21 protein-coding genes and 1 pseudogene are annotated in these 23,577 nt (G+C 60.5%); 10 read left to right on the plus strand and 12 right to left on the minus strand.

Translation table 11 applies throughout. The features are described 5' to 3' along the window. Positions 1 to 155: 155 nt before the first annotated feature. Together NP3_RS43655 and NP3_RS43660 are read left to right on the plus strand one after the other, a co-directional pair. Positions 156 to 1,187 carry an AraC family transcriptional regulator gene (locus NP3_RS43655; RefSeq protein WP_063047571.1) on the plus strand — a complete coding sequence of 344 codons (1,032 nt, stop codon included), beginning with the start codon at positions 156 to 158 and terminating at the stop codon, positions 1,185 to 1,187. 242 nt (positions 1,188 to 1,429) lie between these two features. Next, positions 1,430 to 2,098, plus strand: coding sequence for a 3-hydroxyacyl-CoA dehydrogenase NAD-binding domain-containing protein (locus NP3_RS43660; protein ID WP_063047572.1), 669 nt, complete (start codon positions 1,430 to 1,432; stop codon positions 2,096 to 2,098). 48 nt (positions 2,099 to 2,146) lie between these two features. On the opposite strand, the gene NP3_RS51725 is transcribed toward NP3_RS43660, so the two are convergent. Beyond that, a complete protein-coding gene (locus tag NP3_RS51725) occupies positions 2,147 to 2,740 on the minus strand; it encodes a hypothetical protein (protein ID WP_373864835.1) in 594 nt (197 codons plus the stop codon). Positions 2,741 to 3,199: 459 nt separating this feature from the next. On the opposite strand from NP3_RS51725, the gene NP3_RS51730 reads away from it, so the two are divergent. Beyond that, complete coding sequence (locus NP3_RS51730) at positions 3,200 to 4,627, plus strand: hypothetical protein (RefSeq protein WP_373864836.1); 1,428 nt, start codon at positions 3,200 to 3,202, stop codon at positions 4,625 to 4,627. A gap of 146 nt (positions 4,628 to 4,773) precedes the next feature. On the opposite strand, the gene NP3_RS51010 is transcribed toward NP3_RS51730, so the two are convergent. The 3 genes from NP3_RS51010 to NP3_RS43685 all read right to left on the minus strand — a co-directional run bounded on the left by NP3_RS51010 (position 4,774) and on the right by NP3_RS43685 (position 7,087). Next, on the minus strand, positions 4,774 to 4,992 hold the full coding sequence (locus tag NP3_RS51010; protein ID WP_157124944.1) for a hypothetical protein: 219 nt from the start codon (positions 4,990 to 4,992) through the stop codon (positions 4,774 to 4,776). Positions 4,993 to 5,589: 597 nt separating this feature from the next. After that, positions 5,590 to 6,318, minus strand: coding sequence for an SDR family oxidoreductase (locus tag NP3_RS43680; RefSeq protein WP_063047576.1), 729 nt, complete (start codon positions 6,316 to 6,318; stop codon positions 5,590 to 5,592). A 10-nt stretch (positions 6,319 to 6,328) separates the two neighbouring features. Next, a complete protein-coding gene (locus NP3_RS43685) occupies positions 6,329 to 7,087 on the minus strand; it encodes a nitroreductase (protein ID WP_084509664.1) in 759 nt (252 codons plus the stop codon). A gap of 145 nt (positions 7,088 to 7,232) precedes the next feature. On the opposite strand from NP3_RS43685, the gene NP3_RS43690 reads away from it, so the two are divergent. Beyond that, positions 7,233 to 7,883, plus strand: coding sequence for an FMN-dependent NADH-azoreductase (locus NP3_RS43690; RefSeq protein WP_063047577.1), 651 nt, complete (start codon positions 7,233 to 7,235; stop codon positions 7,881 to 7,883). Between the two features lie 82 nt (positions 7,884 to 7,965). Here the strand turns inward: NP3_RS43690 and NP3_RS43695 are convergent, their stop codons facing one another. After that, the gene (locus tag NP3_RS43695; protein WP_063047578.1) at positions 7,966 to 8,451 is read right to left on the minus strand and encodes a MarR family winged helix-turn-helix transcriptional regulator; all 486 of its coding nucleotides are present in this window, start codon (positions 8,449 to 8,451) and stop codon (positions 7,966 to 7,968) included. 354 nt (positions 8,452 to 8,805) lie between these two features. Between NP3_RS43695 and NP3_RS43700 the strand changes: the two genes are divergently transcribed. The 3 genes from NP3_RS43700 (at position 8,806) to NP3_RS43710 (ending at position 13,588) form a co-directional block, all read left to right on the plus strand. Continuing rightward, on the plus strand, positions 8,806 to 9,027 hold the full coding sequence (locus NP3_RS43700; protein WP_063047579.1) for a hypothetical protein: 222 nt from the start codon (positions 8,806 to 8,808) through the stop codon (positions 9,025 to 9,027). 636 nt (positions 9,028 to 9,663) lie between these two features. Then, the gene (locus tag NP3_RS43705; RefSeq protein ID WP_063047588.1) at positions 9,664 to 10,038 is read left to right on the plus strand and encodes a cupin domain-containing protein; all 375 of its coding nucleotides are present in this window, start codon (positions 9,664 to 9,666) and stop codon (positions 10,036 to 10,038) included. Positions 10,039 to 11,407: 1,369 nt separating this feature from the next. Next, positions 11,408 to 13,588 (plus strand): P-loop NTPase fold protein, encoded by a 2,181-nt coding sequence (locus NP3_RS43710; RefSeq protein ID WP_245721372.1) that lies wholly within the window; start codon positions 11,408 to 11,410, stop codon positions 13,586 to 13,588. A 698-nt stretch (positions 13,589 to 14,286) separates the two neighbouring features. Here NP3_RS43710 and NP3_RS48705 read toward each other — a convergent pair. The 5 genes and pseudogenes from NP3_RS48705 to NP3_RS43725 form a co-directional block, all read right to left on the minus strand. Beyond that, complete coding sequence (locus NP3_RS48705) at positions 14,287 to 15,078, minus strand: hypothetical protein (protein WP_157124946.1); 792 nt, start codon at positions 15,076 to 15,078, stop codon at positions 14,287 to 14,289. Between the two features lie 895 nt (positions 15,079 to 15,973). Beyond that, on the minus strand, positions 15,974 to 16,345 hold the full coding sequence (locus NP3_RS43715; RefSeq protein ID WP_157124947.1) for a hypothetical protein: 372 nt from the start codon (positions 16,343 to 16,345) through the stop codon (positions 15,974 to 15,976). Beyond that, positions 16,297 to 16,644: a hypothetical protein gene (locus NP3_RS43720; RefSeq protein WP_169814686.1), complete on the minus strand. Its 348-nt coding sequence runs from the start codon at positions 16,642 to 16,644 to the stop codon at positions 16,297 to 16,299. The genes NP3_RS43715 and NP3_RS43720 overlap by 49 nt, the downstream gene beginning before the upstream one ends. Positions 16,645 to 16,999: 355 nt before the next feature. After that, positions 17,000 to 17,080, minus strand: a complete 81-nt coding sequence (locus tag NP3_RS51740) for an SHOCT domain-containing protein (protein ID WP_157124952.1) — start codon at positions 17,078 to 17,080, stop codon at positions 17,000 to 17,002. A 160-nt stretch (positions 17,081 to 17,240) separates the two neighbouring features. Next, a pseudogene (locus NP3_RS43725) lies at positions 17,241 to 18,658 on the minus strand (IS3 family transposase). Positions 18,659 to 18,979: 321 nt separating this feature from the next. Between NP3_RS43725 and NP3_RS48715 the strand changes: the two are divergent. Continuing rightward, positions 18,980 to 19,978 (plus strand): hypothetical protein, encoded by a 999-nt coding sequence (locus NP3_RS48715; RefSeq protein WP_157124948.1) that lies wholly within the window; start codon positions 18,980 to 18,982, stop codon positions 19,976 to 19,978. Positions 19,979 to 20,053: 75 nt separating this feature from the next. Here the strand turns inward: NP3_RS48715 and NP3_RS43740 are convergent, their stop codons facing one another. Further along, positions 20,054 to 21,004, minus strand: coding sequence for a hypothetical protein (locus tag NP3_RS43740; RefSeq protein WP_063047584.1), 951 nt, complete (start codon positions 21,002 to 21,004; stop codon positions 20,054 to 20,056). A 531-nt stretch (positions 21,005 to 21,535) separates the two neighbouring features. On the opposite strand from NP3_RS43740, the gene NP3_RS43745 reads away from it, so the two are divergent. Together NP3_RS43745 and NP3_RS43750 are read left to right on the plus strand one after the other, a co-directional pair. Continuing rightward, on the plus strand, positions 21,536 to 21,955 hold the full coding sequence (locus NP3_RS43745) for a hypothetical protein (RefSeq protein ID WP_063047585.1): 420 nt from the start codon (positions 21,536 to 21,538) through the stop codon (positions 21,953 to 21,955). 29 nt (positions 21,956 to 21,984) lie between these two features. Continuing rightward, complete coding sequence (locus NP3_RS43750; RefSeq protein WP_157124950.1) at positions 21,985 to 22,557, plus strand: hypothetical protein; 573 nt, start codon at positions 21,985 to 21,987, stop codon at positions 22,555 to 22,557. Positions 22,558 to 22,704: 147 nt separating this feature from the next. Here the strand turns inward: NP3_RS43750 and NP3_RS43755 are convergent, their stop codons facing one another. Then, on the minus strand, positions 22,705 to 23,214 hold the full coding sequence (locus NP3_RS43755) for a hypothetical protein (protein ID WP_157124951.1): 510 nt from the start codon (positions 23,212 to 23,214) through the stop codon (positions 22,705 to 22,707). Positions 23,215 to 23,577 lie beyond the last annotated feature (363 nt).

Consider the following 23,577-nt stretch of genomic DNA (forward strand, 5'->3'; position numbering starts at 1 on the left):
ACAGCCCCACCCTCCCGGGTTCGGGCGGTGCGCGTTGCGAATTACCCACTGTCGGACGGCCAGCAGATGTTGGAGGGCCGAAACAGGCCTTCGGTCAGGCCGACCTTCGTTGCGCTAGTTGTCGCTGCGCGACATCTTCTCAACACTTGATAACCATGCTGTATCTGATCCGCGGAACTGTTCTCTCCGGTGCTGGCGACTTGATCGCCGAGCTCGGCGGGGATCCAGATGCGCTGTTGCGCGCTCACAATGTGGACCCGGTCGCGACCGAGGACTTCGAGCGGTTCATCCGCTACGCGGACGCGGCGGCGGTATTCGGCGATGCCGCCCGGCTACTCGACTGTCCCGACTTCGGGATGCGGCTCGCGCGTAGGCAGGGTATCCAGATCCTCGGCCCTATCGGGGTGATCCTCCGCAACGCAGCGACCGTCGGCGATGCGGTCGACGGCGTCTGTCGCTTTCTGCACAACATCGTCCCCGTGGACACCGCGGAGCTTATCCGGACTCAACGCGCAGCGGTTTACTCCTACGCCACGATCATCCAGAACGACTTCGACCGCCACCAGATGGTCGAGAAGAGTCTGACACTCGCAATGAGCGCGTTCTGTTCGATGCTCGGCGATGACTTCGTACCGCTCAGGGTCACCTTCCAACACCGTCGGATGGCACCGCTCGGCCGCTATCAGGAGGTGTTCAGGCGTCCGATCGAGTTCGAGGCCGAACGGAACGCGATCCACTTACCTCTGCCTGCGCTCAGGCGCCCCATCCGCGATCGCGACGCCGCGGCTCTGGCGCTGGCGGAGAACTACCTCACCAGGATCCGGCCGGACCTGGCTATGGCCGACCGTGTCCGCGAGGTCACCCGCCGCCTGCTGATCGTCAATCAGGCGAGCCTGGTCGAGGTTGCCAGGGCGATATCGCTGCACCCGCGAGTGGTTCAGCGCCGACTGGCAGATGAGGGAACCACGTTCGAGCAGATACTGGACGACGTCCGTCGAGCCGCAGCCTGGGAGCTGTCGGCGACCGGCATCCAGGTCTCACAGATCGCGAGGGCGTTGGGGTACTACCAACAGAGCAGCTACGCCCGAGCGTGCCGTCGGTGGTATGGCGAGTCGCCGCGGCAACTCAGGGCTCGACGACGCGGGCAGGGGCCCAGTTCGCCACCAGATCCTGGGTTCAGCTCCTGAGGTGCACCGGGCTCGCCGTCCCGAGGCCCGGCTCATGTTTCCGTTCGTCCTCTCCGCACAGTCGATTTTCGACGACTTATGAATCGGGCCACATGGCACGACTCGTCTATGCGGTCACGAAATGCCAAATGTAGGTCGCTTCAAGGCAAGTATTGGCCGGCAATACCCCTGCAGGATTGTGAGCACAGTCACAGAGTGCCATCCGGCGTGACGTCGGCGAGGTACGTGCGGGAGAGGTATTCATGTCAACGCTGGAAATGCTGACGGTTTTGGGATCTGGAGTGCTCGGCGGGCAGATCTCTTGGCACAGCGCGTTCAAGGGCAAGACCGTGACGGTGTATGACATCGATGTCGAGGCTCTCGATCGCTGTCGCGCAGCACATGAGCAGTACGCCGCGATCTACCTTGCGGAGGTTGGTGCCACGGACGCCGACATCGCGACAACTCACGATCGCCTGACCTACACGATCGACTTGGCCGACGCCGTCAGCATCGCCGACCTGGTCATCGAGGCAGTCCCCGAGATTCCTGACGTGAAGACGGCCGTTTACCAAAAGATGGCCGGTCTGCTCCCGGACCACACCCTCGTTGCCAGCAACTCATCCACCCTTCTCCCGAGCAGTTTCGCCCAGGCAACCGGTCGGCCGGAAAAGTTCTGCGCACTGCACTTCGGCAACGGGATCTGGGCTATGAACTTCGTGCTGCCGTCATATGGGCGGACCCGACACGAGTACGTGGTTCGCTACAGCCGTCTGACCGAGATGGGACCGGGGCAGATCGTGGGACTCTTCTTCGGCCAAGACACCCCGACTGATGGGCCGAGCTGCGTCTACAACAAAACCGTCGCCGTAAACGGCAGCTCTGATGAGCCGTGTATCGGCAATGGCTGCCCGGGTCCCCCGTCCCTATGACTCGCATCCCCGCCCTACGATCCCGGTCCGCAATGGCCCTGAACTGAATCACGGGGCCCGTCCGAACCCCAACACACACGTCACCAACGCAAGGCAATCGCACCCGATCGGCGGCTGGATTCGGGTTGCCGCGACGGTGATCGACGTACACTGGCCCGTGATTGTCGTGCGCCGGTGACGCCAACGAGCAAGATCCCATTCGCAAAAGCGACCGATCACAATTCTCTCGAGTGCATTCCGGGTCACCCGGCCGAGTAGCGACCGCGACCCGTAGAAGAGCTGGATATCCGACGTCCCGACCGAGGAGATGACATGCTCGACTTGATGAGTACGCTGCCGCGAGCGGCCACTATGATTCGCGAGTCCTTGTTGCGGCCGGACATTATTCCTTCGATACGGGCCGTGTTCCTCGGCCCGTTTCTGCCTTCCATCGACGGTGTCGAGGTCACGCAGTCGATCCAATTCTTCAGAGCCGACCAGCATCTCAATGACACCCAGGACAGGGGACCGGACAATTCGGTACGGCTGGTCGCGTCCAAACCGGCTTGGGTTCGGGTCTACGTCAATCCCGGACTTTTTCTCGGCGCCCGCGTGACCGGGCACCTGGATGTCGAAACCTACGGCAATGATCTTCGTTTCCACAAAACAGCCACTCTGTCGCCGCAGTCGCCCGGCTCGGTCGATGCCTTCGTCCGCGACTACCTGACGCGGCGTAGCACAAAGACGAACACGCTGAATTTCGTCATACCAGCAAACCAACTTCGCGGCCGGATGCGCTTGACCTGCACACTCACCGACCTCAGCGGCAACACCTTCGAGACCAGGCCCCTGATCGTCTATGCAACAGTTCGTCAAACACTGCGGCTGCGCGCAATTCTGGTGAGCTACAACGGTCCGTCCTCCTCCTCTTCTTCGGCATCTACGCTCAACCTCGCGGCCCCGACCATGGCCGACCTGCGCGCGACCGCCGCATTCGCGAGTCGTGCGTTGCCGGTACGCAGCGATATGGACTTGGGTTTCGCCGGAACGATTACGTGGAACCTGCCGCTCGACGATCCAAAGGCGCCCGGCAGCAGATGCACGCCGAATTGGGATGCACTCATGGTCGCCCTCAGAAAAGCTCGCCAAGATGACGGCAATCGACCTGATGTCGTCTATTACGGGTTGTTGCCGACGGGCACCCCGGATGGCAGCACCCCGGGCAGCCCAGGCACCACGATTGGTTGCGGCGAAGTCGGGCTCGGCGCCAGTGTCGCCGGAAACCAGCCAACGCTGCTCCATGAGGTAGGACATGCACTCGGCTTCTCCAAGCACACGTCCACTAACGCGACTCCCTTGTCCACCGAAGACACGGACTTCCCTGATTTCGAGCCGCACCCGGACGGCTCGATCGGGGAATTCGGTCTGGACATAGCCATGGGAGCGATTCTCCCGCCCCAAACGACATTTGACTTCATGGTGTCCGGAAGCAACAAGACGCGGTGGATGTCACTGTTCCGGCACAAGGCGCTCATCGGGCACCGACGCCTCGGACCGGAGGACCTCGATATCGACATCCCGGTGGAGTGGGATCCACGGTGGCGGACCCACACCGATTCCGGTCGAAACGAAACGCAATACCGCCCGGTCATAGCGGTGAGCGGGTTCGTAGACGGTACCGGCCGGGTCGAGGTGCAGTCGATTGCGCGGATCACCGTCGTCGGCGGCCCCTCCGGCGAGCACACCACTCTGATCGCCCGTCTCGTCGGACCCGATGACAAGACGCTGGCGCGCGCACGGCTGCACAAGTCGGTTCTCCAGAGCTGCTGCTGTGACGTGGCGGACTGGGACGACTATTCGTCCGGATACTTCTTCGAGGCATATCTGCCCGACGTCGCGCGCGGAGCGGAACTACGCATCGAGGACACGGAAGGCGATCATCTCGTCTTGTGGCAGCGAACGGCGCCGCAGCAGCCACCGACGATCGAACGATTCACGGCGAAGGCTACCGGCGGCAGCCTCGAAATGCATTGGCGGACCGACCAGAAATACGAGGAGCTGACGGCTTGGACCCAATACTCCACCGATGACGGCACTACCTGGGAAGGGCTCACGACGGGCATCACGGACCCGCATCCGGTCCTCGACACCGCGGCCCTGCCCAATGGTCGCGTGCTCATACGCATCCTGGTGCACAATGGCTTCGATACCGTCGTCTCCGATCCGATCGAAGTCGACCTCCCGCCGCGAACGCCCGAAGTCGTCATCCTCTGGCCCGAACAGGACGGAACATTGGTCGCGGGCGGCCCGCTTCGAGTCCTGGGGTCGGCCGCCGACCCGAACGGCGGCCCGCTCCCCGACGCTGTGTACCACTGGGTACTCGACGAGCAGAATCTCGGCGACGGCAAGGACGAATGGTTCGAAGCACCCGAGCCAGGAGCCCACCACCTCACCCTGAACGTGCGAGGCGACGGGTTCGAGTCCGAACGGACGGTCACATTCACCTGCATCCCCGACCCCCGCAACGATTCTCCGACCGCCGAGGATTGACCCGAGTCCCAGAATCCACTCGAAATCGGCTCGCACACAGATGGTTCTGTTACGACAGACCTTTCCCACCACCGCAGCTCGCCGCCTGATTCCTGTGTCAAGGAAGTTACAGGTCAACGGCATAGCCAGCAGGTTAAGGACACAGGTCACCCGAACAGGAGGATGAGTATCAGGACGGCAATGACCAGAAGCAGCAAACAGATCAGCAACTTCCAGGTGCGGCAGAGATGGCGCCCGCCGGTAACGATCGGCCCGAGGACGACCGGCGGACGGCCCGGCTGGTCGACAACCACGCCCGGCGCACTACCGGCGGATGGATCGAATACCACCGGGATGGTGTAGGTGCCATCGCCGTTGTCGACCACGGAGCCGGACACTGTTGTTCCGGCAGCGCCGCTCACGGTGAAGCTGTCTCCGCGCCCCGGACCGAGGTTGTTGCCGTAGCGGTCCTTCGGCGTGAGCGTGATTGTGCCCGTGCGCTTGCCGTCGGCTCCAGACTGCCGGGGCCGACCGTGACATCGGACCGGTGTCAATACCGACGATGTGTAAAGACCACATCATTTCCCGGACAAGATCGAGAACTCGGTCGGGAATATGCAGATCTGGCAGGCCACCTCCTGGGAGATCGACCGACACCTCAAACGACTGGTCGCGCTCTGGCTGCGACGGAAAGCCAAGCAGCACAAGATCATTCTGCGAGCGATGATGCAGATAGCGGTCCGCCACGGCGCGTTGGAAACGACCCCCGTGGACGGAGTCGGCGCCTTCGCCCGACGCCGGACCCCGGCCCGCGGCGTCCTCCCTCAAACACGCGTAATCGGCACAACTGAGACGATCGCGTGCACGAGCGATCCCTCTTGCATTCCAACTTGCCCCACGGGGATCTGTCCAGTGAACAGCTCCGTCCTCCATCCGGTCGCGACATCGGGCGGTCACGCAGGGCTGAGCCGAAGGCGGTGATGTCAGGAGAGCCAGTCGGTGTAGCGGGTGGCGGCGAGGTGGGCGTCCTTGTCGGTGAGAACGTCACCCTTGACGGCGGCGAACATCCCGGCGGTGGGGTCGGTGACGACGGTGCGGTGGTCGCCCTTGTGGGACAAGGTGATCCGGCCCAGCTCGTCCAGGGTGAAGATCTCGGGGCCGGCAATATTGCGGATGCCGTTCAGCGGGGCGCCCGCGGCGACCTCCGCCACCGCGGCTGCCACGTCCGTGGCGGCGATCGGCTGGATCGGCGTGGCGGGCAGCCGGACGATGTTGCCGTCAGCGGTCCAGGACAGGACGGCGTCGACGAACTCCATGAACTGCGTCGCCCGGACGATCGAGTAGGGGGTCAACCCGGCCGCGAGGAGGTTCTCCTGGAGCGCCTTGGCACGGTAGTAGTCCAGTTCCGGCACCTGGTCTGTGCCGACGATCGAGAGGATGACGACGTGGCCGACGCCGGCCTTCCCTGCCGCGGCCAGCAGGTTGTCCATCGAGGTCTGGAAGAAGGCCAGGGATGCGTCGTCGAAGGTCGGGGAGTTCGTCAGGTTGACGACGACGTCGGCTCCCGCCACCGCTTCGTCCAGTCCCTGGCCGCTGATGACGTCGACGCCGGTGGACTTCGAGTGCGGCACCGCCTCATGCCCGGCGACGGTCAGGTTGTTGACGACCTGCGACCCGATCAGTCCGGTGCCGCCGATGACTGCGATCTTCATGGCATGCCTTTCATAGCGGGGTCATGTGCGGAGATGGCACATGAACGGTTACACGGGCGAAGCGAGAAACTGCGCATTGATCAGCCGAGGAGGGGCCGCGTCGCAGGTCGTCGACGAAGGTGACCGTCTCGTCGAGCGGCGCCCTTCCTGTACGGGCGTCACCTGCGGTGACGTCCTCGAACCCGATGGACATGCCGCAGAAGAGGATGAGCTCCTCTGGTGGTGACAGGACCTCGGCGACGGTCCTGTGGAACTTCGCCCACGCCATCTGCGGACAACTGTGCAACCCTTCGCCGCGCAGCAGCAGCATGACGGTCTGCAGATACATGCCGACGTCGGCCCATTGGGCCGGGCCCATGTCGCGGTCGATATAGCAGAACAGGGCGGCGGGCGCGCCGAAACAGTCCCAGTTCGCGGCAGCGGCCCTCTGGCGCGCCTCCAGGTCCTCTCGCGGAATACCGAGTGCGCCGTAACGCTGCTCGCCGAAGGCGGAGCGGCGCTCACAGTAGGGGGACTTCAGAGCGGGTGGGTACATCTGGTACTCCGGCTCATCCCAGGGGTCGCCTGAGGCCAGGCGCTCGCCGGCCCGCTTCTTGATCTCAGCCAATGAGGTGCCGGTCACCACGTACACGTGCCATGGCTGAATGTTCGATCCGGACGGCGCCCATGTCGCGGCGGACAGAACGCGCTCCAGCGTCTCCCTCGGGACAGGGCGGTCGGTGAACTCGCGCACCGCTCGTCGGCTCGTCACCGCCTCATAGATGTCCATGATCGTCCACCTCCATCTACTCAACAGGCCTACCTTCGTTACACTTGCGATTATATCATTCGATACCATCTCATGCGATACTATCTCGGTACCGAATCCTCAGCCCTCGGTTCCCCGCCGCGGGCACACACCCTGGAGAAAGCCCATGGCCACGCTGCTGCACATCGACTCATCCGTGTTCCCCGACGAGGCGTCCTCGTCCCGTTCGGTCACGGCCGCCTTCCGCAAGACCTGGGAGGAGCAGCACCTGGACGGCACGGTGATCTACCGCGACCTCGCCGCCAACCCCATCCCGCACATCACCGCCGACGCCTGGTCCGCCGGATACGCCACCCCCACCCAGCGCACCCCGGAGCAGTCCGCCGCGTTCGCCGCACGCGAGACGCTCATCGAGGAGCTGGAGCGGGCGGACGCCGTCTTGATCGCCGCCCCCATGTACAACTTCTCGATCCCGTCGACCCTCAAGGCATGGCTGGACAACGTGCTCCTACTCGGCCGCACTGCCGGCGAGACTCCCTCCGCCCAGGGCACCCCGGTTGTCGTCGTCGCCAGCCGCGGCGGCTCCTACGCGCCGGGCACCCCGCGCGAGAGCTACGAGTTCGTACAGAACTACCTGCAGGCCGTCCTCGAGGGCACCCTCGCCCTGGACCTCGACTTCATCGTCCCGGAACTCACCCATGCCCCCCGCAACCCATCTATGTCCGAACTGATCCCCCGCTACGAGGCGTCGCGCCAGCGCGCCCTCGAGGAGGCGACCGCCAAAGCCAAGGAACTCGCAGAACGTGTCGCCGCGTAACCCGCCCGGCCCGAAGACGCTGGGTTCGCCTCGGCGCCGCACGAGAGCGCCGACGTGGCCGACAACGAGTGCGTGGGCGTGCCTACGCCTCGTCGTCTGCGGGATGGGCAAGCCGGGTCAGGAGATCCGCCAACTGCTCGGGCTCGCCAGGCCGCAGTTCGGCAACCAGACGCTCAGCCAACGGCTCTGCCGCGACATGCGCGGCATCGAAGAGCTCCAGTCCCCGAGGTGTGATCTCCACCGCCCGGACCCGCCGGTCCCCCGCAACAGCCTTGCGTACGGCAAAACCCTTGCGCTCCAGGTCATCCACGATGCGCATGATCCCCGCCTTGTCCGACCCCGTCGCCGCCGCCAGATCCCGCTGGACCATAGGCCCGTGGTTGACCAGCTCGATCAGAACCGCAAAATGCCGCAACTCGATGCCGAACGGCCCAAGCGCCTCCCCCATCACCGCGGCCGCACGCCAGTGCGCCCGGCGCAGCAACAAGCCGAGAGCGAAAGGCGAGGGATCCCCGGGACGGTCGGTCGCACGCGAGGAAGTGGTGCGGCGAGGAACATCAGCGGCCATGACGCCAGACTACTTCAGTCGATACGGTATCGCCTGAAACTAAATGCGCCTACGGAACTGCCCGTTGCTCGCTGTACACCAGAGACCATTCCGGCAGAAGGAATCCGATGTCCGATCTCGATGAAACGATCAGACTGCGTCGCCCTACACGAATGTTTCTCGCCGACCCCATACCCCGTCAAAAGGTTGGCTTCGTAATCGGGGTGAGGGCGGATCGCGAGCTTACCGCTGGCGCTGTCGGGGAAGGACGTGTCGTGGTTGGTGGGCCAGCGGTGTTCGTCTGGCCCGTGACTCCAGGGAAGGCCGAGGGCTGGAGGATAACCGACCCTACGTTGCCTGAGGAGGCGATAGGCCATGACCATCGATGGATGGTTCCCGCCCGAAGGTGATGTGCACCTGCGGATCTGGCTGTCCGGCGTGGTCTTCGACTACACAGCCACCGCGACGGCGGTACACAACTTTATTCACGATTGGGGGCGAAAGCATTGGTGCACAATCGAATTGGTTCGCAAGACCATCGAGGATCTTCGACTGCCGCCGCGTCTACCGTGCGAACGATTGTTCCTCGGGCCCTGACCACCAGCGCCAAGACGCCAGCAGGTCAGGTTGATCAGCGAGTTGCGAGCATGCTCGGACTGCACCGACACTGAGCTCCGAGCCGGTCGACCAACGTCCCCGGCGACAGTGACGCATGCGTTCAATCCCGCCAGGCATCTATATCGGTTTCGTAGCGACTGTGGTTGTGACAGAAGGTGTGGCGCCGACATTTTCGGCTACCGGATCAACCTTTCAAACGCAGCACTAGGAAGCCGCGCGGCGCTCGCGATATGCGCCCCGCCGAACTCCAGCATGCAACCTTGGCACTGGCTACCAACTACTCGATGGCCTCAAGGAAATCTCTGCACATCTGGCCACCCGCACGCACATCTGACCTGGCAGCGAGCGATTTCTTGAATTGTTTCGCAGGTGATCCGATAAGATCGATTAGACGTGTGGTTTTCGTTTCCACGATTGTGATTATTTGCCGCATTATCGGCGTCGATGCGTAGAACCTCATGATGAATGGACCGAACACGATGGGACCTTCACCTATCCGCGTTGCGGTCCGCGACAGCTACTACTCGGTAGGCAGTTGGCACGAAAGGAAGAACCGTGACCACAGAGCATACCCATCACCTCGAGAACCCCGACGCAACGACGGCCCCTCCCAAGATCGAAGTGATCGGGTCAGTCGCGGGAGCGCCCCAAATCCCGGATGGCGCTGAAGCTATGACGATCCTGGTCACTCTGGCCCCCGGGAGTGCGGGGTCACCGCCGCATCGGCATTCCGGTCCGGCATACGGTTATGTCATCAAGGGCGAGATGCTGTTCGAGCTGGAGGGCGAGTCGCAGCGCGTGGTCGGGGCAGGTGAGACGTTCTGGGAGCCTGGTGGGGATGTCATCCACTACCAGGATGGGAACAACCTCGACAATGCCGAATCCATCTTCGTGGTGACGATGTTCTGCGCGCCCGGACAGCCGATGCTGATTCCGGTAAGCGCCGAAGAACTCCAACAGCGACGCCACTTACGGGCACCCCGTCCGTAGCGTAGCGCTCACCGTCCGGTCGCCCAAACGCCGCGCTCGCCATTCCCGCTCATGCCGTACGTTGGCACATTCTTGGCACGCTCACGTGTCCGAGAACGTGCCAAGCGAGGCGGAAACCGCCTCTGACCTGGTCGGGCTGACAGGATTTGAACCTGCGACCACCTGACCCCCAGAGTGCTGTTTTCCGTACTGGGCAGTCTTGCTGAGTCTGTCCTGTCCAGGTCAGAGGCATGAGTATGTCCGGCGTGTCCGGCTGAGTCCAGCTGGTATGCGTCGGTCTTGGCACGTTCTTGGCACGCTGGATCATGCCTCCGTCCCGCGCAGCACGGCCGAATTCAGTGCGGCTGGAAGAGATCGAACCGGCCCACATGTCGGGCCGGATCTTTAAGATTCAGGGGTGTCGATAGGGCCGGGGGATGGCCTAGATCCCAGTCAGATTCATACCCGTGAGGAGTTCGCGCGAGCGCTCACTCAACTACGCACCGATGCCGGGTTGACAGTCAGGCAAGCAACCCAGCAGTCGGGTGGTTCACTTGGGACGGTTAGCAGTTGGTTCGCGGGCAATCATGTGCCGACCGATACGAACGAGCAGATGCTGCGTCAATTGCTGTCGGTGTGTGGAGTTGCCAAATCGCAGCATGGCCAGTGGTTGGACGCCGTGCGTCGTGTCCGTCGGACGACGGCTCGGCGTGGCAATGCCGCACTGGCGGACCGGCTCATGCTCATCATCGGCTCGGAATGCGACGCACTGCCTCGCCTCGGGTTTGTTGATCAGGCCGCCGCAGACTTGGCGTCTTCACTAGCAGAGTTCGGCGAATGGGTTCCGGTGGGACCTTCGGTGCTAGGCGATCCCACAACTGCTGAGCTGAAACAAGCTGTGAAAAAGGCGTTCACGGCAGCTGCCGAATCAGATGCTACGTTGCTGATCAGCTTCATCGGACACGGTGTCGCCACCAGCGGCGGGGACTTCTTTCTGCTGGCTCGTGATTCACCGGTGCAACCGGCCTCGGATACGGCGTTGCATCTGACGCAGGTCCTCAATGAGGAACTCGCCCGCCATCGAGTGAGCGGGTTGATCCTTTTGCTCGACGCGTCCGAGGTATCGCGAGACCTAGCGCTGCCGGCTCATCTCGCTCCACCAATCGAGTTGCTGGCCGCCACGGATGGCGGCGCAGCGTACAGCGGCGTCTTCAGTCGCGGCCTTACAGAGATCTTCCATACGGGGATCCCGACCGCCGGTACGCGATTGCGATGCAGTGACGTCCTCGAAGAACTACTGCGGATCAGAGACGGCCGCCGATTGAGAGGTGACCGCCAAACACCTTCATATGTGTCGTACTCCGGAGCGCAACAACCAGAGTTGTGGCTGGTGAACAACATTGCGCGAGTACCCGCCACCGCCGAATCGACCGTTTCCGTCGTCCAGCCAGCCACACTGACGCTTCCATTGTTCACGAATGACGATGTGATCGGTCCGGACCGGTTGGGGATCGATGAAGATGCTCGTGCGTTGGCAGCGCTCATAGCATCCAAGCAGCTCATACCACCGTTAGCCATCGCGGTCTATGGCGAATGGGGCAGTGGCAAAACCTTCTTCATGCGCCGAGTCCAGTACTACATCAACCGGCTCGCCCGCGCCGGCAACGCGACAACGATGTTCGAAACCGGTGTGCGGCACATCCGTTTCGGGGCATGGCATTACGCCCGCGGCCACCTTTGGGCCAGCCTGCTCGAACATATCTTCAGCACCCTGTGCCCACCGGACACGACTACCGAACAGAAGTTCGCCGAAGTCACCGCGCAAATCCCGATCATCCAAGAAACCGTCGCGGCTGCCGAGCAGAAGATCGACGCCACCAAACAACGAATCCAGGACCTCGACACCGAACTCGCCGCAGCACACCAACGACACCACGAAGCCATCCAATCCCTCGGATCGGTTCGCGGGCGCGACATCCTGCATGCAGTCACCGCCGACGAAGCAGTGCGCAAACGATTCGACACCGCGATGAACGAGATGGGAATCCAAGCCGCCACCGACAGCGCCCGAAACCTCCTCGACTCCGCACGCACCGCGATCACCCTGGCGAACAGGACAACCTTCCTGGCAACGTCGGGAAAGCATTGGTACAGCTCACCATTGGCGGCTGCGGTCGCAATCGCATTACTCGTCGGCGGCACCACCGCGCTCACCGCGGCACTGGCACCGGATGTGTTCCGCAACATCGGCACGGTGATCGCACCACTGGCCACCATCGGAGCAACTGCTGCCGCATGGATCGGGCGCCAGTCGGTTCTGGTGCGCAAACTGCTCGAACCCGCCGAACACGTGCAGCGACAGATCGAAGGACGAATCGAGCAGGCCCGCCTCGCGCAGGCGACCGAACTGGCCGAACTTGAAGCTGACGCCGAGGCCGCACAGGCCGAACTGGCGGCAGCCAACGACGAGAAAGCAACGGCCGTGGCTGATCTCGATGCGGCCCGTCAGGCACGCGAGGAACTCACCCCGTCGCGGTTGCTGGACAGCTACATCGCCGAGATGGCCGCCAACGGCGAATACACCGAACACCTCGGAGTTGTCGGGATGGCCCACCGCCATCTGCGCGGACTCAGCGACCGCCTCCGCGCCGCAGCCAGCGATCCTGCGGTGTCGATCAAACGAATCGTGCTCTACATCGATGATCTCGACCGTTGCCCTCCCGACACCGTGGTCACGGTGCTCGAAGCCGTGCACCTCCTTCTGGCCATGCCGTTGTTCGTCGTCATCGTCGGAGTCGACACCCGCAGCCTCGACCGATCACTTCGCACAGCACACCCCGAGATGCTCGAACTCACCGACTCCGCATCAACACCGTCGGACTATCTCGAGAAAATCTTCCAACTCAGCTACGCCATCCCCACGATGACCCCTGAAAGCTGTCAGGCAGTCCTACGACAAGTCGCCACTATCTCAAAGTTCTCTACCCGCACCGTCTACCCAGGCGAGACGCTCCATCCCAGCGAAACCACATTTCCCAGCGCGAATGAACAGCCGCAGACCGAGCCAGCGATCGATGCCTCCGCGACAACCACCTCATTCACGGAGCAACCAATATCCGATGACCAACTCGGACAAGCGCTGACCCTGACCGACGACGACCTCGTCACCCTCGACCTCGTCGCGCCACTGGTCGCCGCCACACCCCGACGCGCCAAGAGATTCCTCAACACCTACCTCGTCATTCGCGCCAGACTCTCCACGACCCCACACGACCCCGCAGCACTGGCCCTGCTCATTGCCATCCTCATCGGCGTCCCGCACACCCTCGGACGCCAACTACTCCAATCCGATCCGCCGAACACCGACATTTCCTTCCGAGACTGGCTGCGCAGCACCGACATCGATAATTCGCCCGACCTGACGCGAATCCGTAGCTTCCTCCAAATCGCAGACGACCTCACGAACACGCCGATGACCACAATCCTCGCCCAGCTGCCGCATGCACGCCCCTACGCTGTCCCTGCGCCGGACTCGCCGCAACGCATAAATGGCGAGGGCATTACACCTTGACGCCAACTCTGACAGGGCGGAGTCCCTCGAAACCCGGTCGCCGGGTGACCCGAGTACGAAGAAGGTGAACGGCTGTTGGTATCAAGGTCTTAAGTTGTGGATCGCGGTTCACCGCTGCTTTTTTACGGTGAGACCAAGTTCCGGCATCCATCATTCGGGATCGCTAGGGTGTTCGGCAGGGCGCTGGGCGATTTTGGGCTTCGCGTTGCAGGACAAACAGATTGATCTGTTGGGGAAGAGGCGTCGTGGAATCAGCCGATGCCTTGGACGAGTGTGTCGGTCACGGAGCTGCTGCGGCTCGTCCCCCACGAGCTGCGCGAATCGCTGGAATCTGCATTCGCCGCCACCTCGCTGCACGCGGCTCCTGTTCCTAACCCACAGGCAAATCTTCTCCTAGAGGCTCTCGTTGCTGTTGAGCCCGCAGCACGGTCATGGCTCCAATTGCTGTGATCGCCGGCACCACTGGTGCGCGGGTTGCGGGCGGACCGATTGCGCGAAGAGCGTGACGCGATGCAGACCGGAATCTCGCTGTCGGGAATTACCTTGCCTCAGAGGGCCTTCGAGCCGGGTAGAAGCGATCAGGTAGCGCTGGCCCGTTGCCCGAAAGCTTGGCAAGGCCAAGGGTAGTGTGTGGAAGGCGCTGTGGAACCCAGTGATTGATATGCGGCCGGCGACACGATAACCGTGCATGGCTGAGGTCAGCCTGGCAAGCCCATGTTCCGACTTCTCATACGCATTTGCCCACCGATTATCAAAGAAATCCACGCTGGTGTAGCTGGCATCTTAAAAATAGATTCGGGTTCTTCGCCGTAAACAGCCGCTATTAATCCGCCAATCGCTATAAGTTCCGGTTCTACGACGCGAATATCGGAAGATAGCCGGCGCCAATGCCAGTTGTCGCCCATGGCGGCCCTAATAGTCTGGTCGGCGGAATTTACGATTAGCCTAAGTAAATTCAACTCGCTCGAACGATCAGCTGCACCCGTCGTGCGGACTGTAATCTCTGCCGCGAATCGTTGGATCATCCATGCCGGAATTCCAGTTACGCTATTCGCTGCCGTTATGTTGGAGCCAATCGAGGATAGCTGCTTCTCATTGTATTGATTCGGGTAAAAATAATGGTCATCCACACGAGAGAACCCCTGAGCAAGTGGGGCCAAAATATGATCAGAAAGGGAGCCGAGGAGCGGCGAGTTATCAAATGACACAAGCGAGTACTCAAGCGACGGTTCATTAGCACGCACACGAAGAAGTGCGGCTTCGCGGAAAGCGCTTATCGATCGATTCTGGTCTACCAGACATAGCAGCGAGCCTGCGTCGCCCAGGGTATCTGCCCGAAGCATTAGGCGACTCGTGGCCTCCTCTGATTCGTCTTCATCCAACAAAGGCTCATGGTCAGTAGCATAGGCAACCAAAGAGTCCCCTAGGCGTAGCACATCTTCTCGTTCTACTCCGAGCACTCGAAACCATTCCTTCGATACCGAATTCATATGGTGTCCCTAACAGCAGCAATGCCTTCCGGTTTCACGAAGTTTGGATTACTCTCACGGCTCATGCACATACTTCGTTTGTCGCTATCACATTCCCAGCGCTCCATACATTCAAGCTAATGCATAGGCACCTTGACTTTTGCCGTAATCTCACCCTGTCGATGAAACCGCCGAAATCGAGAGTAGGAGCTCAAATCGCGCACGTCTTCTGCGAACCCTTCTAAAGACACAACCGGGTTTGGCAAGACAGGAACCCATCCGAAAAAAATATATCCTGGAGACTTGAAGTTATCCGTAGCATACGTCAGAGCCGTCCGATGTGCACTACGAATATAATTAGATCCGCATCCACGTGGTCCAGCAGCCCGCATCCGAACACCTGCAGTCAGCGATATGAAAGGCGTGTCCATCTCCACCGCAGCATAGTTTTCGAGATGATCGTGCAGCGCGTCTGCCGTAAGTTTGAGGGAAATTTCAGCATTGCTGATGACTCCCACTCGTTGCCACCATCGGCAAATAAGCCCGCTATCTAGAAGGATATGTCGTGCCGCATCTTCGTCAAGACCGTTTACTCCCTTTAGGAACCGCTGAAACCACATGCCTTTCATTCTGGCATTTCCGGCCCGCAAAGGCGAACCAGGCCGAGCCGACATAATTGACACCGATCGGTCTTTTATGGCATTGCGCCTGCGCGCACTGGGATTGGATTCTGACGGATCGCCGCTGAGCGGCACTCCAACAGCGCGCAATTGGAGCTTGCCCGCTCCGCTTTGCGGCTGTCTCCTGCCACAGCTCAAACCGTCGGCAAGGCCAAAGGGAGTGTGTGGAAGGCCCTACGGGAATGAAGGGTGTCGATGCGATGATGTTTTCGCAACGGGAACAGCATGTCGCTCACCTACTCCGACGTCTGAGCGTCGGAGGCTGCGCTCGTCCAAACTGCAAAGGTGGACAAGCCTGCGCCGAAATGGCTCATCAGCTCCTCATATGGAACATCGTGCTCCTCGGATAATCGTCGCGCTTGATCCGATACATTCCTTGAGAGCGCCTTATCCATCGTAGCTACCAGGTCAACAAAGTCACGATAGGCACGCATGAGTTCAATCGAGAAATCGAACGCTTCCAACTGCAGACCGGCGATATTGTTGTGCACGACTGGTTGGCTAGCTGGATTCAATAGCTCCATGGTTATCTTCTTGTGCAGACGTCCGATGGATGTTGTTATCGCGACACCGTGTATGATGTCGGAAACGATGCCATCACCGCCCATGATGAGGCATCGTTAGGAATATAATTATAGCTCAGGGCGCCGATGAGGGGCGGTTCCGCCTTCTTCTTCATGGCCAGATTTTTAGCCTGATCCTTCAGGTGGTCCATGGCATTTCGGAGGAGGGTTGCCGATTCATGCTTTACCAGGAATTGGACCGCTCGCGGTGCGGTGAATTCCAATGCTTGCAGGATCTGCCGCATATTATGCAGGGCGTCCACCATCGACCATGCGTTGTTTAGGAGTTGGATTTGAACCTGGCGGGTTAGATTCTGAGGACTTTCTCCGACCAGGTTGGCCAATTCTAGCATAACATTATAGGCCACGTCGATCGAATCCGCCGAGTAGGCGAGCGCCTCGAAGAGTAGGGCTTGTCGTGGTTCTACTACCTTTGGCACCAGCCGGAAGACCGATTCCTCTGGGAGGGTCGTGACTACTCATTCGCTTCCCTAATGTCAATACACTGGCGCGTCTGCCGATATTCCGAACCACGATAATGGTGCGACGATGTTGTTATCGAGCCGACCACAGCTCCGCATTGGGATTTTATCGGAAGAGCTTCTTCAGGTCATCCAAACTTCTGACAGGACCACCCAGCGCAACCAGGCACGAAGCGATGAAGCCCGCCTCGATCTTAACAGTGCTGAGCGCGGGTGCTCAGTCGAGCAGCTTCGACTTCTGCGCTTCGAACTCGTCAGGCGTGAGCACTTCAGCGTCCCTGAGCTGAGCGAGCTTCATGAGCTCATCGGCGATTGAACTCTGCTGCGCGACGGGTCCTGGCAACTGTGCGCTACCGCCGAAGTCTCGATGCGCGCGGAACCAGCTTCGATCTTCTGAGCAGTGCCATAGCTGATCGCAACTTCGGAATTTTTCAAGCTGAATGAGACCAGTGGGTGTTTTATGCCGCTTGGGTGTCGGTCTCCTGGGTGGTGTCCTGGGCTGGTTGGTTGATCCAGACGGTGTCGGGTAGGTCGAGGATCTTCGGCGGTGTGGTGGTGGCGAAGCGGTGTGGGTGCCGGGCGCGGGCCTGTGCCAGGACTGAGCGGCGGTCGGCGGCTTTGCCGGTGGCGAGGCCGTAGTGGACGTCGGCCGGGGTATGCAGGCCGATGCCGGTATGGCGGTGTTCGTGGTTGTACCACTGGGCGAACGAGTCCATGAATTGTCTTGCCCGGGTGAGTGATCCGAACCGTTCAGGGAATTCCGGCCCGTATTTCAGGGTCTTGAACAGTGATTCGGAGTACGGGTTGTCGTTGGATACCCGTGGTCGTGAATGTGAACGGGTGACCTCGAGATCGGCGAGTAGCGTGGCGACTGTTTTGCTGGTCATCGACGTGCCGCGATCGGCGTGCACGACCTGTGGGATGCCATGGACTCCGAAGATCTCTTTCATCAATTCTGTTGCCAGAATGCCGGATTCGTGAGCATGCACGTGAACGCCGACGATGTAGCGGGAGTAGATATCGATCATCACTTACGCATCGAAATACTGGCCCTTCACCGGGCCGGCCAGCTTGGTGATGTCCCAGGAATACACCTGCCGTGGTGCGGTGGCGACCAGTTCCGGACACACCATCGCGGGATGGCGCGCCAACCGGCGACGCTCTTTGACCTGGCTGTGCTCGGCCAGCACCCGATACATCGTCGACACCGAACACAGGTAGGTGCCCTCATCGAGCAACTGGGCATACACCTGTAATGGCGCCAAGTCGACGAACCGGTCACTGTTGAGGGTGTCCAGAATCCGGCGACGCTCCAGTGCGGTCAGCTTGTTCACCGGATCGGGCACCGACCGCGTGGCGCCCACGGCCGCTGCCTGTGCAGCGGCGTTACCCCGGCGGATCGCGGTGGAGCGCACCAACCCGGTCAACGACGCCGCCCGCCGGGTGGGCACCGCCGCGCCGGTCAACGCCGCATAAGCAGCGGTCAACGCTTCTTGCGCTGCTCGTCGGAATCCGCTCTCTCGGAAAGACTTTCCAAGAGAGCGTGTGCTTTTCCCATAATGTCCAGGGCGGTCTCGGTCGTCGCCAAACGCTTGTTCAGACGCTCGTTCTCCCGCTTGAGCCGCGCGATCTCGGCCTGCTCCGCGGTCAGCTTCCCGACCTTCTCACCCGGCCCCTTACCCGCCAGCATCCCGGCGTCGCGTTGCTTGCGCCACTCGCTGATCAACGACGAATACAGGCCCTCACCCCGCAGATACGCCCCGCCCTCACCCCGCTCGACCGCCTGCTCATACGCATCCAGATGCGTGAGCTTGTCCGAAGCGCTGAACGCGCGCCGCCGCTTCGGCTCGTCGCCGCGCGGCCCCTTGGAACCCATCCGCCCATTGTGGTCCCCGGTCCTCGGGGCCCTCGTGCTGGTCATGAAATATCGATCCGAATCTCGCCCCGCGTCAGGCCGAATTGCTGTGAACCAGTGGACTCAACTCAGCCTGACACGCAGGGCCTTAACGATCACCTGCTTCGAGCTCACGACGGTATGTCCTGGCATATTGACATTGAATGGCCGGAAAGACACTCGGTATTTGGGCGAGGGCTGACGGGACACGAACTACTTGTAAAGACAAGTGGTTTCCCGGTCACCGTTGCCCGTAGCGGTCGTTACGGCGTTTCATACCCTTCAGAGCGTTATGACCTTGTCATGAGTGGCATCCCGGAGCTCAACCGACTGCCTCGTCCAAAACTGCGCGATCTGAGCTTGCCGGATTGGGTGCGTGGCAAGGTAGCTCAACATGGTCTCACCACTCACTTGAGCGGCGCGGGCCACAAAACAGCGCAGCTCGAAAGAATGCTTGGTGGGCGAAAAGAGTTCCTTGCGCTGTTTGCTGGTCCGCTCTTACCTGCCTTACGCAAAATGAAGGCGACGGGCAAGCGAACTAAGGACTGCTACCCAAACGGTGAGGGGGCGCGTATACGAGCCAACTATGGCGTGCTCTACTTCGGCGGATTCCGTCAGCTTGTCCCAGGGCTTAGCCCTGTGGAGATCCGACAGCTCCTCGATCCGGTGCTCGAGGCGGGGGTTATTCGGACTGGCTTGGCCCTTATTTGTCGAGTGTGCACCGAGGAGCAGTTCCAGGCAATCGACCGACTCGGCCAACGCTGGACCTGTGAGCGCTGCGATTCCATCAACAATCTCAACATGGCAGCCTGGAATAAGCCCGAGCATGAATCGATCTGGTCCTATGACCTCCATCCTGTCGGCCGACAGGTGCTCGATGAGCATGGCGAGGTGCCTGCCGCACTCGCCTCCTATCTTTCGCTCATTGAGGGGTGCAAGAACTATCAGGATATTTCAGAGATTTATCTGGCCAAGGGCACAAAGGCGCAAGCCGAGCTGGACGTGGTTGCCTACCGCGACGATACGCTCATCATTGGGGAGGCCAAGAGTGCTGCTGAGATTGCGAGCACCACAAAAGAGAAGCGTGTGGCGGACGTACGAAAGAAATGCTTAGCGGCCGTATGGCTTCAAGCTGACGAACTGGTTTTCGGTACTTCCGAACCGGTCTGGAAACCCAACGCCGAGACTGATATTCGCCAGGCAATCGAGAACTTCAACTGGTCTGATATTGGCCGACCTACCGTTCGGTTGATCTCCGGCCTCGGCGGATCGGGGCAAGAAGTCTCGTCACGCATTCTCTAAGCCAGAGGCTCATTCCTGTGGCCACGTATCCGAGAGGGGACCGAGGGAACGTTGCTTTCGTTGTTCCGTGGTGTTCTAGCCGTCGGTGAGCCGCATGTACCCGATTCCATCGGTGATGCACCAATTCAGGACCTCGGGGTCCATGCGATCCGGACCGTCCAGCAATCCGGCACGCAAATCCTCTGCCGGGATCGGAAAAGGATCCCGAGGCCGCTTGGAGGTCACGCCGCCGTGCTCCTTCGCCAGAAAAGCGTCTACTACCCCCGGCCAGTCCGGCAAACCGAACCAGTTCCGTTGCACGCTACCGAAGCACCCCTTCGCAGTTATGAACCATTCCATATCGTGATCGTCTGATTCAGTCAATTCAGCATAGTACGCGAAGGCGCCCGATGCTTCCTCAGTCCACCTTTCATAATGCTCCCCAAGCAGATCTGAAACCGTGCGAGAACCCGCTGCAATCCGATTCGGGTAGATCAGCCTGTCGCGCAGTAGACTCCACTTGATGTGGCCGCAATATGAGCACTGCGCGGTTTCGAGGAAGTCGCGGATCAACCGAAACGTGGCGACGTTTGCGGCAAACATCTCGCCGTCGCTAATTCGATCAAGACCATCACCCGCATGCGCATCCTCTACGATAGTATTCCGCCACAGTCCGAGCATCATCGAATATGCGGCTACCGGACGCGGATCCGATCCCAACCGTTCATGGTGTTTATTTGAGAAATTAAGTCGGGCTTGATCAAGGGTCCAGAGGGACATATCCAAGGGACTGTTCACCGGACGATAGATATTGCCGTACTCGGCGGTCGCTTCGACCGTGATGCACCCTTTCTTCTTCAGGTTGGCCAACTGGCTTCGAAGGGCCTTAATCTCCTGTGTGATCTCCGCGCCGAATTCATCACTGGGAATCCTACGCAGAATCTCTGCAATACGTCGTGCCTGCACACCTTGCGGGAACATCTCGACAATCTCGAGTATGCGCCGATACTCGTCGCTCAGTCTCGCACCGGGTTTCTCGGTGTGCATCTTTTGTTGCCTTTCGATCCCGATATTGCAAGGACACGTCCCGCATGTGCAAAGGTGAATCTCTTACCGTCGCACGCCCTCCGTCCGGCCGCGCTCGATCGCTTTCCGTCTGCCCAGCGTTGCGGACAGGCCACCAGGCCCCCTGACAGTACAGCTGTGCAGTGTGCCGCGAGTACGAATGGACGACGGAAACCCGTGGCCGTAGCACTCAACAGCTTCTCGTATCTGGCCGGCACGGCAGACTCCGGTACCGAGTCGAATGAGACACCGACGGTCACCTGGTTCGAGTAAGCGAACTGGGGTGTCGCGGCAGTCGGGCTGACAGGATTTGAACCTGCGACCACCTGACCCCCAGGTCGGACCGTGTGGTGAAATCGCAGGTCAGAATACATTTTCAGACGTGCATGAAAAGTTGCTGAGGTGGGCATCGTTTGTGGTCGCGTAAAGCGTGTGGTCCCGTTTTGGTCCCGTTGTCAGTACCTCCGAATAGGGTGCACAGGGCAGGTTGCGGGAACAGCGGAAGGGTGTGCGATGGTGAGCGGGCCGGACAAGACGGTGGACTTCGACAGATATCTCCAAGGGCCGGACGCTCAGGGTCTGAATGAGAGGCTGGAGGAAGCAAGATCCACGTGCCTTGATCATTGGGGTGGTCGGCATCGTGAGTATGGCGATGGCGGTGCGTACACTCCTCGTGGAATCATCGTGGCCGCGTTGCATTTTGGCCACAAAGTCACCGTCTGTTACAACGATGCTGGTCAGGTACGGTCCGCTGGCCCTGGGTTGGTCTGGGACTTTGAGGGCAACAATGTCGAGATTGTGACTCCGGACAACCGGCCCGGTTCGGTGTGGACTGCGGTCGACGTGGATTCGATCATCAGTGTTGAGGTGTTTGCTGAGGATGGCTTTGACCACATGCGGTCCACAACCGATGGAATCGATAGGGCGAATTGATAATGGCGAGACGCTCACAACTGCCGAGGATGAGCCCGACTCAATTAGACGATTTTCTCGTAGATCATCTGGCGTATGAAATTCGATGGCTGCTGCGCGCTGCTAGCGAATGGCACGCGCAGAATTATATGAAATTGAACGAGCCGGGCTATCAAGTTCAAGTTTATGCAGCAGATTCAACGGTGCTTCATGCTCGAACTCTGTTCGAATTCTTCACCAAGAGAACATCTTTCAACTACTACGGATACAACGAGTATGACATTCCGCTGATCTCATCTAATTCATATGAATCAAGCTGGTCGGGGCCGATTCATATATTCATGATGCATGCGCAGACCAGATTCAACCCGCCGCAAAATCCTATCACCAGCTTTGATGGCACCTGCAGTAAACAGCTCAATGAGATGCCGGTCGATTTCGCGCAGGAGATCGTGAAAATGTGGCGCGAGTTCATACGTCATCTCCGAGCACACAGAGATCCACATAAACAGGCGATGGGGGTCGAAGCGGACGAAATTCTCATCGCAGCGATAAACGAAGCGAAACAGGTGCTCAACAACCGCTTTACGCGCGATCGCGGCATTCCTCCGCTCACATGGTGATCTTGCACGGACCACTCGTGGGTGCACCCGTATGAAGCCGATATATTCAGACCGAAGAAGGACACGGAGCGGGTCCTTTCGCAGATCTGGGTGATCTGCCGGGACCGCATGCTCCTTAAGCGAAATGAGCACAGCCCAGGCAATCGATCACGCCTCGACGGGTGGAGGTTGGGTCTCCTTCTCTGCATTTCCCTTAGGAAGCGGGAGGGTTGATGCGGTCGCGTCAGGTGGATCCCACTCACTTCTGTGGGGCTTCATCCATTTTGGCCTCGGAGAGTACACGCGCTCGAAGTCTTCCGGCAGGCCCTCATGGACGAACCTAAGGCGTTCCCGGTGGGTGTAAGCCAGCGACCGATTTCCCCACGATGAGAATTGTGCAGTCACAACTACCCATACCGCCGCAATAATGCACGCGACCACCGTTCCATATATAGACAGCTCGCGGTCCGTCACCCAGGCCATGGCACTGAGTCCAACCACGTAGGATATGCCGACACTTGTGGCCCAGATGAAGTACATATCCCACTCGGTTGGGATTCGCCTGTAGGCTGCGACCCGCTTCGAGAGGCGATCGACCTCGGCCAAGAGTTCGCGGTGTTGCGCAACCAGATCGGGCCTCTCGTCCATCCCTTTTACGAGGTCGAGAGTCTTCTGCAATCGCCAACCGTAGTAGCGCCCAGGCCCTGTCAGAGCAAGCCCTAGCGCGACTACGGCAGCGACCAAGGCGCCCGCAAGCGGTCCCGCGAGAATCTCTATCCAGCTCCGGTGTTCATCCACCTCGCTAGTATTGCGAACCACTGGAATGGCCCTGCTGTGTGGTGGCCTGCACATGAGGCGGGCTGGCCATCGCCTGCCCCACAAGGCCTGCCTTTCGCGCGCAGAGGCTCCGGTGTCAAGGGTTGCGAAGCAATCACGCAGTGACGCCGTAGGCGCTCTTGACGCTGGAGGGGCGCACGAACATAATGCAGGCCACCACGCAGCAGGGCCGCGCGGCCGGAGGACGCGCAAGGGTCGAAAGGG

It is taken from the genome of Nocardia pseudovaccinii NBRC 100343 (assembly GCF_001613225.1).
Classification (GTDB): domain Bacteria; phylum Actinomycetota; class Actinomycetes; order Mycobacteriales; family Mycobacteriaceae; genus Nocardia; species Nocardia pseudovaccinii.

Bases quoted from the DNA above. Each gene is read 5' to 3' on its own strand.
- NP3_RS43655 (WP_063047571.1), top strand. From the start codon at position 156: ATGCTGTATCTGATCCGCGGAACTGTTCTCTCCGGTGCTGGCGACTTG.
- NP3_RS43660 (WP_063047572.1), top strand. From the start codon at position 1,430: ATGTCAACGCTGGAAATGCTGACGGTTTTGGGATCTGGAGTGCTCGGC.
- NP3_RS51730 (WP_373864836.1), top strand. From the start codon at position 3,200: ATGGTCGCCCTCAGAAAAGCTCGCCAAGATGACGGCAATCGACCTGAT.
- NP3_RS43680 (WP_063047576.1), bottom strand. From the start codon at position 6,318: ATGAAGATCGCAGTCATCGGCGGCACCGGACTGATCGGGTCGCAGGTC.
- NP3_RS43685 (WP_084509664.1), bottom strand. From the start codon at position 7,087: ATGGACATCTATGAGGCGGTGACGAGCCGACGAGCGGTGCGCGAGTTC.
- NP3_RS43690 (WP_063047577.1), top strand. From the start codon at position 7,233: ATGGCCACGCTGCTGCACATCGACTCATCCGTGTTCCCCGACGAGGCG.
- NP3_RS43695 (WP_063047578.1), bottom strand. From the start codon at position 8,451: ATGGCCGCTGATGTTCCTCGCCGCACCACTTCCTCGCGTGCGACCGAC.
- NP3_RS43700 (WP_063047579.1), top strand. From the start codon at position 8,806: ATGACCATCGATGGATGGTTCCCGCCCGAAGGTGATGTGCACCTGCGG.
- NP3_RS48705 (WP_157124946.1), bottom strand. From the start codon at position 15,078: ATGAATTCGGTATCGAAGGAATGGTTTCGAGTGCTCGGAGTAGAACGA.
- NP3_RS43715 (WP_157124947.1), bottom strand. From the start codon at position 16,345: ATGGGCGGTGATGGCATCGTTTCCGACATCATACACGGTGTCGCGATA.
- NP3_RS51740 (WP_157124952.1), bottom strand. From the start codon at position 17,080: ATGAAGCTCGCTCAGCTCAGGGACGCTGAAGTGCTCACGCCTGACGAG.
- NP3_RS48715 (WP_157124948.1), top strand. From the start codon at position 18,980: ATGAGTGGCATCCCGGAGCTCAACCGACTGCCTCGTCCAAAACTGCGC.
- NP3_RS43740 (WP_063047584.1), bottom strand. From the start codon at position 21,004: ATGCACACCGAGAAACCCGGTGCGAGACTGAGCGACGAGTATCGGCGC.
- NP3_RS43745 (WP_063047585.1), top strand. From the start codon at position 21,536: ATGGTGAGCGGGCCGGACAAGACGGTGGACTTCGACAGATATCTCCAA.
- NP3_RS43750 (WP_157124950.1), top strand. From the start codon at position 21,985: ATGAGCCCGACTCAATTAGACGATTTTCTCGTAGATCATCTGGCGTAT.